We start from the raw sequence: 9,865 nt of genomic DNA, 5'->3' as shown, positions 1-9,865 counted from the left end.
GAGCTCGGATGGCTCCAGCCCAGCGGGGCAAGCGGGGCAGGGCGATCGGCAGGTTGCGTCCGGGGGAGCGCACATGCGGGCCCAAGGATGCCAGGTAGCCATAGCCGATGAAGGCGAAGTAAAGCAGGGCGGCGGATTCCAGAGTGCCGGCGAGCCCCGGCTCAGGCAGCGTGGCCAGCTTCGCCGTTCCGGGTGGCGGGTCGGAATTGAAGGCCGCCACCGCCACGAAGGCCAGCACCGCGATCACAAAAGCGACAATGAACCTGGACACCCAGTCGCTGCGGCTCGCACCAAAGATGTTCAGCACAGCGGTCAGGACGACGGCCGCTACTGCAACCGGAATGGCGAAGTCAGGCAGCAGATAGGTACCTACCATCAGGGCTGCGACGGCGGACGCCGCCAGCCGGGAGCACAGGAAAACCCATCCAGTGACGAACCCCGCCGTAGGGCCAAGGATCAGGCGGGCCGCACGGGTGCCGCCGTCGTCGTAGTTGGCATGCCCCGCGTCCAAGGCGGCACTGACCTGGAAAATCGACATTCCGCAGGCATAGGCGATGACTGCAGCGATGAGCAGGGGCACCGCCAGCCCTCCGCCGGCCGCGGCCACGGCGGCGGGGAAAACCACAAACACGCCCGCTCCCACAATGGAACCGATACCAGCTGTCGTCGCGTCGAAACCGCCCAGCGGGCGCTTGAGGGCAGCGTTGCCGGACACTCATCCTCCGATCAATCTGCACTTGGCCGGGAACAGAATGGATCACCGGTAAACTCGAAGAAGATCTCCACTCACAATGGGCGGGAACAGGTGTTTCCGCAAGTAATCAAAGTTGAAAGGACTGCTGTGCTGCGCACACATGCCCTTGGTTCCCTGAGGGCCGAGCATATTGGACAGACCGTTACCCTTGCAGGCTGGGTGGCCCGCCGCCGGGACCACGGAGGCGTTGCCTTCCTCGACCTGCGTGATGCCTCCGGTGTCGCCCAGGTGGTCGTCCGGGAAGAGGACGTCTTCCACGGCCTGCGCAACGAGTACGTCCTGCAGATCACCGGCAAGGTTGAACGCCGCCCCGAAGGCAACGAGAACCCGGCGCTGGCCACCGGCGAGGTCGAGGTCATCGCCGACGAGGTTGTTATCCTCAACACCTCCGATCCGCTGCCCTTCCAGATCGACGAGCACGTCGAAGTCGGCGAGGAAGCCCGCCTGAAGCACCGCTACCTGGACCTGCGCCGCCCGGCTCCGTCCGCGGCACTGCGCCTGCGCTCCGAAGCCAACCGTGTGGCCCGCGAGCTGCTGCACGGCGAAGGCTTCGTCGAAATCGAAACCCCGACCCTGACCCGCTCCACCCCCGAAGGCGCCCGCGACTTCGTGGTGCCGGCCCGCCTGGCACCGGGTTCCTGGTACGCCCTGCCGCAGTCGCCGCAGCTCTTCAAGCAGCTGCTCCAGGTCGGCGGGTTCGAGAAGTACTACCAGATTGCCCGCTGCTACCGCGACGAGGATTTCCGCGCCGACCGCCAGCCGGAGTTCACGCAGCTGGACATCGAAGCCAGCTTCGTCGAAGAGAACGACATCATCGCCCTGGGCGAGGAGATCGTGAAGGCTCTCTGGAAGCTGATCGGCGTCGAAATTGAAACCCCGATCCGCCGCATGACCTACGCCGATGCCATGGCCCGCTACGGCTCGGACAAGCCGGACCTGCGCTTCGGCCAGGAACTGACCGAACTGACCGAGTTCTTCAAGGACACCACCTTCCGCGTGTTCCAGGCTCCGTACGTCGGCGCCGTCGTGATGCCGGGCGGTGCCTCCCAGGCCCGCCGCACCCTCGATGCCTGGCAGGAATGGGCCAAGCAGCGCGGCGCCAAGGGCCTGGCCTATGTGCTGGTCCAGGAGGACGGTACGCTGACCGGTCCGGTCGCCAAGAACCTCACCGACTTTGAGCGCGAGAACCTCGCCGAGAAGGTTGGCGCCAAGCCCGGCGACTGCATCTTCTTCGCCGCGGGCCAGACCTCCGAAGCACGTGCCCTGCTCGGCGCAGCCCGCGTCGAAATCGGCCACCGCACCGGCCTGATCGATCCCAAGGACTGGGCTTTCGTCTGGATCGTCGACGCGCCGATGTTCGAGCCCGCTGCCGCAGCCGTCGCTGCCGGCGACGTTGCTGCCGGTGAAGGCGAATGGACCGCGGTGCACCACGCGTTCACCTCGCCGAAGCCCGAGTTCATGGATACCTTCGACACCGATCCCGGCTCCGCCGTGGCCTATGCCTACGACATTGTCTGCAACGGCAACGAAATCGGCGGCGGCTCCATCCGTATCCACCAGCGCGACGTGCAGGAACGTGTCTTCAAGGTGATGGGCATCTCCGAAGAGACCGCGCAGGAGCAGTTCGGCTTCCTGCTCGAAGGTTTCAAGTACGGCGCGCCGCCGCACGGCGGCATTGCCTTCGGCTGGGACCGTGTGGTGGCCCTGCTGGCCGGCGCCGACTCGATCCGCGACGTCATCGCCTTCCCGAAGTCCGGCGGCGGCTACGATCCGCTGACCTCCGCTCCGGCGCCGATCAGCGCGCAGCAGCGCAAGGAAGCCGGCGTGGACTTCAAGCCGGAGAAGAAGCAGGACAAGCAGGACGAAACTCCCGCAGCTCAGTAGTTTCCCGGGAAAAGCCCGGCCGCCCATGGGCGGCCGGGCTTTTTGCTGCCTGCTCCGGGGGACGGGCTCCGGACCGAAATTCGTGCGTTAGTGCGAATTCAGAAACGAGAATGATTTCGGTGTCGGAAAAATGAAGCATGCTTGTGATTGACCGGCAGAATTAGTTTGGGAATTTTGTGCCCATTTTGCGCTACCGCTATTCCGGCTGGAGATTGCCACTCATAGGGTTTTTAAGGCGATTAGTTTCTGCCCGCACCCGACTATCAGTCACATCGTCGATTTACCGCGGGCCGACGAGGAAACACGAATGCAGCGCAAAAGTCTCACACCCCCACTGTTATCCCGGCTGACCACGGCAACCGTCGGAACGGCCCTGGTCCTCGGACTCACCGGTTTCTCGACGGCAGTCCCCACAACCAACGACGCCGGCAACGGCACCGAGACGCTGGCTGGGGAGCCTGCGTCCGCCGTCGTTCCCCTTGACCTTGCCGGATTCTATGACACCACCGCGGCGGGGACGGAGCGCCAGCTCCGCAATGACCTCACAGGGGGTCTTGCAGGCCAGGTGCAGTTTGCCCAGAGCCATACAATCAATGCGGCCGGAAATGCCGCGGCAAAGATGCCTTCGCTGGTGGCAGACCGGGCGGCGCTGCTCCTTTTCTCGCCCCATTCAGGCGCCTCGGGAGTAAGCGTAGCGGCCACCATTAACGGGGTTCCCCAGGGGACGCTCCAACTGGCCCCGCCGTCGGATATTCCCCGCTCCGATATGGACATCACTAACAACCGGGCCGACGTCGCTTATTCCTCGACAGCTTGGACTGCCGAGCTGCCCTGGAATTGGATGAAACCGGGCCTGGAGCTGACCTTTACAACGGACACGGGTACCGGAGTGCTCGCACGGAGCAACATCCAGTTCGCTGCGCCGGCGGAGATGATTATCAGCTCGATCGAGCTCGGCATGCTCACGGACTACCCGAAGTCCGATGGTCACTACATGTTCAACCAGCCGGAAAAGTCCGGGGCCGATTACTTCCAGACCATTCCGGTCTCCAAACTCACGATGGCTGTTTATGAGCCGGTTCGCCTCGATAAGGTCATCGTGTCCTCCGGCGTCATCTATGAAGGCAAAAGCGCCGTCAACGGCGACGTCTACTCGGGCGACCTGCGCGAAAGCGTCGGCAAGGCGCAGGTGAGCACCGGCATCAACCTCGCCAATTTCGGCACCACCAGCGGGTCGATGGACCAGCGGCAGCCGGGGACGTTCAACCAGCGGATCATCCATCACTCGGCCGGAAACTATGCCAACGGTGTGCAGACGCACGGCCTCAGCGGGGGCAACGGGATGGCGACCCTGTACGACTCCGTGGGCAACGAGCTCAGCCATGAGCTCGGCCACTCCTACGGTCTTGGACACTATCCGGGGGTGGATACCTCGAAGCAGGGTGATGACCGGGTCATCAACGCCAGCCACCACAGCGAAAGCGGCTGGGGCTACATTGCCTACCGGGACCGCATGCGTTCCAATCTCTCCTCGAACACCGACTTCACCGCCGAGGGGTTCGACTTGAACGCCGGGCGCTTCACGCAGAACTACCAGGGCCTCTACAACTACCACCGGGACGCCATGTCCGGCGGCAGCAACTCGAGCACCCTCTCGCGCTACACCCACCTCACCGGTTACAGCACGGAGATCACCCAGCGGTCCCTGGCCACCGTTGTCCCGGACCTGTCCTACCCCAGCGGCTACCGGGACTGGGATGCCGCAGCAGGCGCCTACGTTGATGCGAAGGTGAAGACGCCCGCGTTCTCGGCGCCCAAACCCGCCCAGGTCGGCGTTCCGGTCTACACCCTGCTCGGTGGATACAACCCATCGGTGCCTGAACAGACCGTGCTTTACCCCGCCTTCCGCAGCAACTACGGCAACGTATTCGACCTCCCGCAGGCGGACACCAAGGCCACTGACTCAACGCGCCGGTGCTGGCTGGATATCACCTTCCAGGACGGGCACGTCGAGCAGACGGCCCTGCTGGCGAGCAACGGCGTCAAGCAGTTCAACGTCAATCTCGCCGAAGCGGATAAGCCGACCGATGCCTCGATCTACTGCCGGGTGAATGGGACAACGACCAAGCTCGGCAACTCGATCAGCATTGCAGCAGATCAGGAGCCGCTTCGCCCCGCCGTCGTGATTGGCCAGGAAGCCGGGTACGAAGCCCTGCGTGCCGTTGAACTGCCGGAGCTTGAAGCGAAGCTCCAGGCCGTTGCCAACCAGGCCGTACCAGTCTTGGACACAAACGGCACTGTGCTCCTGCAGAGCTGGAAGGATGACCTGAGCGGGCTCACACCGGAGGCCCGGCGCGTGGCCGAATCAGTCCAGGCACAAACGGCGGCCGCCGCCTCGATCGACAGTTTCATCCAGGGGAACCAGGCCAAGCTCGATGCCAAGGATCCGGCCGCCACAGCGGAACTGTTCAAGTTGATGTCCTCGCTGGGCTTCGTCGAGAATCCCACCCAGGTGCTTCCGCAGGGAGGCAGGTTGCTGGTCGACGGCGGGCATTGCCTCGTCCTTGGCGAAGACCTCGGCGTGACGGTGCCGCAGGACAAGGCGCTGTGCGCCGACACTGCTTCCCAGCGCTGGATGATCGACGTCCGCGGTGCAATTCACAGCGAACAGCGCCCGGATCTGTGCCTCGTTCCCGGTACTCCGGTGAATGTTGCCGCGTGCTCCCAGGCTGCAGGATCACAGGTGTGGAAGCTTGAGGCCGACGGGCATATCAAGAGCGCGGTCTCGAGCTACCTCGATTTCTACCGGCACCAGGGGATCGCGGGCATGTACGGGAAGACAAACGGGGCGAACCAGATCTGGACCGGTCTGGCCGCCGCAGCGAACCCCGGTATGGCCACGCTGAAGTCAGGCAGCCTGGCGACGCTTGCCGGCCTGAATTTCGCCACTGCCTCCATCGATGCGTTCATTGAGGCGAACCAGGCGAAGCTCGATGCGAAGGACCCCGCCACGACGGCAGAACTCACGGCACTCCTGACCAGGAGCGGATTCACGGAAAGCCCCACCCAGGTCCTTCCCAGCGGTGGGCGGGTCCTCGTGAACAACGGCCACTGCCTCGTACTGGAGAACAATGGCGGCGTCACCGTCCCCAAGGACAAGTCGCGGTGCGCCGATACCGCTGCCCAGCGCTGGTTTGCGGATGCGCGCGGTGCGATCCACAGCGAGGCGCGTCCTGACCTGTGCCTGGTGCCCGGTACGCCGGTGAAAACCGCCTCGTGCGCCCCGGCCGACGGATCTCAGGTTTGGCTCTTTGAAGCAGACGGGCACATCAAGAGTTCGGTCTCGAGCTACCTCGACTTCTACCGTGACGAGGGAATAGTTGGCATGTTCTCGAAGAACGCGGGTGCCAATCAGATCTGGACGGGCCTCACAACGTCAGCCAACCCCGGAATGGCAACGTTGAAGGCCGGCAGCCTGGCGGCGCTCTTCCGCCTCGGCCTCGACGCCTAGCGGCCTCTGCACCGGCTAGACACCGGTAACCAACAAAAAGGTGCACGTCCTGCTGCGGGACGTGCACCTTTTTGAATGAGGTTTGATTTGCTGCTTCAATCCGTCCGGTTAGAGCGCGAACTCAGGCACCGACAGGTTCCGGAACTTCGATCCGTGGAACACGAGCGGCTCGTGGGCGTCTTCGTGGGTGGAGTAGCCGTGCACGCGCAGCAGCACCACCGCATGATCCCCGGCGGGCACCTCGCCTTCGACCGAGCACTCGAGCCAGAGTGCTGCCTCCTCCAGGAACAGGGCGCCGGTACCGGACTCAGCCACGTTCAGGCCGGTAAAACGGTCGCCGTCCCTGGAGGCGATCTGGCGGCAGACGCCGTCGTGCCCCGCCCCCAGGACGGACACGCCCAGCCGTACCGCCCGCCGCAGCACCGGCCAGGTGCGCGAGGTGTTCTGGACTGCGAACATCACCAGCGGCGGATCCATCGAAACGCCAACGGTGAAGGACGAGGCCACGATCCCCTGGGGAGCGCCGTCGATTTCAGCACAAAGAGCGGCGATCCCGGAGGGGAAACGCCCGAACGCCCGGCGGAGCGCATTGGGGTGCAGATCGGTTTCAAGGGCCACTGGATTTCCTCTGCCTGACGCGCCCATCCGTCCTGCGGGCAACACGGGAACGCTGTACTTGCCGGACCGGGAGATCCACCGGAACGGCCGAATCGTCACCTGGAGCACCCCGCTATGGCGAGAGGGTTGCCGTCCAGCCGGCCAGGGCCTGTGGCTGGAACTCTTGATTCTGTCCATCAACCTAGGGCCCGGCGCAGGGAGGCGCAAACCCGTGTCACACAGGCCACATGATTCGCAACAGTTCGTAACGGCCGGGCTGCTCTCCGGGCAGGCGGTTGTTCCCCCGGCAAGCCGGAAGAGCCATTACAGTGTCCGCATGAGACAACGCTGGTTCAAGCAGGTAGACGTCTTTGGTGGCCGCCCCTACCAGGGCAATCCGCTTGCCGTGGTGCTGGATGGCGAAGACCTTGATGACGAACAGATGCTGCAGTTCGCCCGTTGGACGAATCTTTCGGAGACCACCTTCGTGCTCCCGGCGATCCAGGAGGACGCCGACTACCGCGTCCGGATCTTCACACCCGGGGGAGAGATCCCGTTCGCCGGACATCCCACGCTTGGAACGTGCCACGCCTGGACGGAGGCGGGCAACACGCCAATGAGGCCGGGGCTTGTGGTCCAGGAATGCGGCATCGGGCTGGTGCCGCTGCGGGTCAATGCCGGACTGGCTGCCTTCGCCGCGCCGCGGCTCATCCGCACCGGCCCCGTCGAGTCGGACATCCTGGCCCGGGTCACGGCTGCGCTGGGACTGTCGCCGGAGCAGGTCCGAGGCCACCAGTGGGTGGACAACGGGCCGGGATGGATGGGCTTGCTGCTGCCCGACGCCGAGACCGTGCTCTCGCTGCGCCCGGACCACGCGGCGCTCGGCAACCTGCGGGTCGGCGTGATCGCTCCACAGCCCGAATCCGCCGAAACGGACTTCGAGGTCCGCGCTTTCGCTCCCGGCCTGGGGGTGGCCGAGGACCCGGTCACCGGCAGCCTGAACGCGGGACTGGCCCAGTGGCTGATCGGCGAGGGCCTCGCAGAGGAGCGCTACACGGTGACGCAGGGTACGGCGGTCCATCGGGCCGGGCTGGTCAGGGTTTTTATGCGTGAAGGCCGGATCTGGGTCGGCGGGGAGTCTGTGACCTGCATTGACGGGTCCGTTTCGCTCTAAGCCCCTCCCGAGGGCAGCGAGCACTCGCGTGGGTGCACGCGATGCCGGCCTGGTGCGCAGCTCTGGTGGGATGAATCGTTCCTATCCCGCCATTTCTGCGCACTGGAGGCCGTCCCGCGGGCCTCGGCGGCTGGCGCGGTGCCTGGGTGCGCAGCTCTGGTGGGATGAACCGTCCCTATCCCGCCATTTCTGCGCACTGGAGAACGGCCCGGGGGCCTCGGCGGCTGGCGCGGTGCCTGGGTGCGCAGCTCTGGTGGGATGAATCGTTCCTATCCCGCCATTTCTGCGCACTGGAGGCCGTCCCGCGGGCCTCGGCGGCTGGCGCGGTGCCTGGGTGCGCAGCTCTGGTGGGATGAACCGTTCCTATCCCGCCATTTCTGCGCACTGGAGGCCGTCCCGGGGACCAACGGCCCGGGGGCCGACGGCCCGGCCGGCCGGGTCCAGGGGGCGGGAGTGCGCCAAGGGGAGAGCATGCGCCAAGGAGAGGGGGAGGGCGCGGGTAGCCTTGGAAACGTGAGTGACTTGTTCAGCAATGATGAGGATCCGGACCTCGAGGACATCGGCGGGGCAGGAGATCAGGACGGCGACAGCGCCCGACAGCGCCCGCGGAGCCCGCTGGCGGTGCGCATGCGTCCGCGCAGCCTCGACGAGGTCGTGGGACAGCAGCACCTGCTGACGCCGGGTTCCCCGCTGCGTACCCTGGCCGAAAGCCCCCAGGCCGGGCCCGCCGGCCCCTCGTCGGTGATGCTCTGGGGCCCTCCCGGCACCGGAAAGACCACCCTGGCCCACGTCGTCGCCCGCGGTTCAGGGCGGAAGTTCGTTGAGCTGTCGGCCATCACCTCCGGCGTCAAGGATGTGCGGCGGGTCATGGATGACGCCCTGACGTCCCGGGACCTGCACGGCCTCACCACCGTCCTGTTCCTCGACGAGATCCACCGGTTCAACAAGGCCCAGCAGGACGCCCTGTTGCCGGGTGTGGAGAACCGCTGGGTAGTCCTGATCGCCGCCACCACGGAAAACCCGTCCTTCTCCGTCGTCTCGCCGCTGCTGTCCCGGTCGTTGCTGCTGACCCTCAAGCCGCTGACCGAGGCAGACATTTCCAATCTTCTGGTCAGGGCTGTCGACGACGAACGCGGGCTGGCCGGGCGGATCAAGCTCAGCGACGAGGCACTTGAACACCTGGTGCGACTCGCCGCGGGGGATGCCCGCCGCGGTCTGACCGCACTGGAGGCCGCTGCCGGCGTCGCCTATTCCGAACGTGATCCGGACGAAGAGATCCCCACCGTCCTGCTCCCGCACGCCGAACAGGCCCTGGACGTTGCGGCGCTGCGCTACGACCGCGCCGGCGACCAGCACTACGACGTCACCAGCGCCTTCATCAAATCCCTGCGGGGATCCGACGTCGATGCCGCCCTGCACTACCTCGCCAAGATGCTCGAAGCAGGGGAGGACCCGCGCTTTATTTCGCGCCGGCTGATGATTTCCGCCGCGGAAGACGTCGGCATGGCTGACCCGACCGCATTGCAGACGGCGGTCGCCGCCGCCCAGGCCGTCCAGATGATCGGTATGCCCGAGGGGCGGCTGATCCTGGCGCAGGCAGTTGTCCACATTGCGACGGCGCCCAAGTCGAACGCCTCCTACCTCGCAATCGGCGCCGCGGCTGCGGACATCCGTGCCGGTTATGGCCAGGGCGTTCCGCCGCACCTGCGCGACGCCCATTACCCGGGCGCCAAGCAGCTAGGGCACGGCAAGGGCTACGTCTACTCGCACGACAAGCCGCATGGAGTGGCCAAGCAGCAGTACGCGCCGGATGACCTGGTCGGCAAGGACTATTACAAGCCCACGGTCAACGGAGCGGAGCGCGATATTTCAGCGCGGCTCGAACGGCTGCGCGGGATTATCCGGGGAAAGTAGTCCGCCCGGATGCCGGGCCGCAGACCGCGCC

General features: G+C 65.6%; 5 protein-coding genes, 1 pseudogene and 1 riboswitch. Of the genes and pseudogenes, 4 read left to right on the top strand and 2 right to left on the bottom strand.

Going from position 1 to position 9,865, the window contains the following annotated elements; all coding sequences use genetic code 11:
- A pseudogene (locus RTN46_RS14950) lies at positions 1 to 715 on the bottom strand (amino acid permease); the annotation flags it as partial.
- Between the two features lie 126 nt (positions 716 to 841).
- On the opposite strand from RTN46_RS14950, the gene aspS reads away from it, so the two are divergent.
- Positions 842 to 2,638, top strand: coding sequence for an aspartate--tRNA ligase (aspS, locus tag RTN46_RS14945; RefSeq protein ID WP_312182548.1), 1,797 nt, complete (start codon positions 842 to 844; stop codon positions 2,636 to 2,638).
- A 307-nt stretch (positions 2,639 to 2,945) separates the two neighbouring features.
- Positions 2,946 to 6,149, top strand: coding sequence for a M66 family metalloprotease (locus RTN46_RS14940; RefSeq protein ID WP_312182546.1), 3,204 nt, complete (start codon positions 2,946 to 2,948; stop codon positions 6,147 to 6,149).
- A 108-nt stretch (positions 6,150 to 6,257) separates the two neighbouring features.
- Here the strand turns inward: RTN46_RS14940 and RTN46_RS14935 are convergent, their stop codons facing one another.
- Entirely contained in the window at positions 6,258 to 6,767 is a 510-nt protein-coding gene (locus tag RTN46_RS14935) for a flavin reductase family protein (RefSeq protein ID WP_312182544.1), read from the bottom strand.
- A 49-nt stretch (positions 6,768 to 6,816) separates the two neighbouring features.
- Positions 6,817 to 6,936, bottom strand: a riboswitch (SAM riboswitch).
- A gap of 147 nt (positions 6,937 to 7,083) precedes the next feature.
- Between RTN46_RS14935 and RTN46_RS14930 the strand changes: the two genes are divergently transcribed.
- Positions 7,084 to 7,920, top strand: coding sequence for a PhzF family phenazine biosynthesis protein (locus RTN46_RS14930; RefSeq protein ID WP_312182542.1), 837 nt, complete (start codon positions 7,084 to 7,086; stop codon positions 7,918 to 7,920).
- Positions 7,921 to 8,433: 513 nt separating this feature from the next.
- Positions 8,434 to 9,834, top strand: a complete 1,401-nt coding sequence (locus RTN46_RS14925) for a replication-associated recombination protein A (RefSeq protein WP_312182540.1) — start codon at positions 8,434 to 8,436, stop codon at positions 9,832 to 9,834.
- The last annotated feature ends 31 nt before the right edge of the window (positions 9,835 to 9,865 follow it).

The organism is Arthrobacter sp., from assembly GCF_031988865.1.
In the GTDB taxonomy this organism is placed as follows: domain Bacteria; phylum Actinomycetota; class Actinomycetes; order Actinomycetales; family Micrococcaceae; genus Arthrobacter_B.
This window is presented reverse-complemented; position numbering and strand designations above follow the sequence as displayed.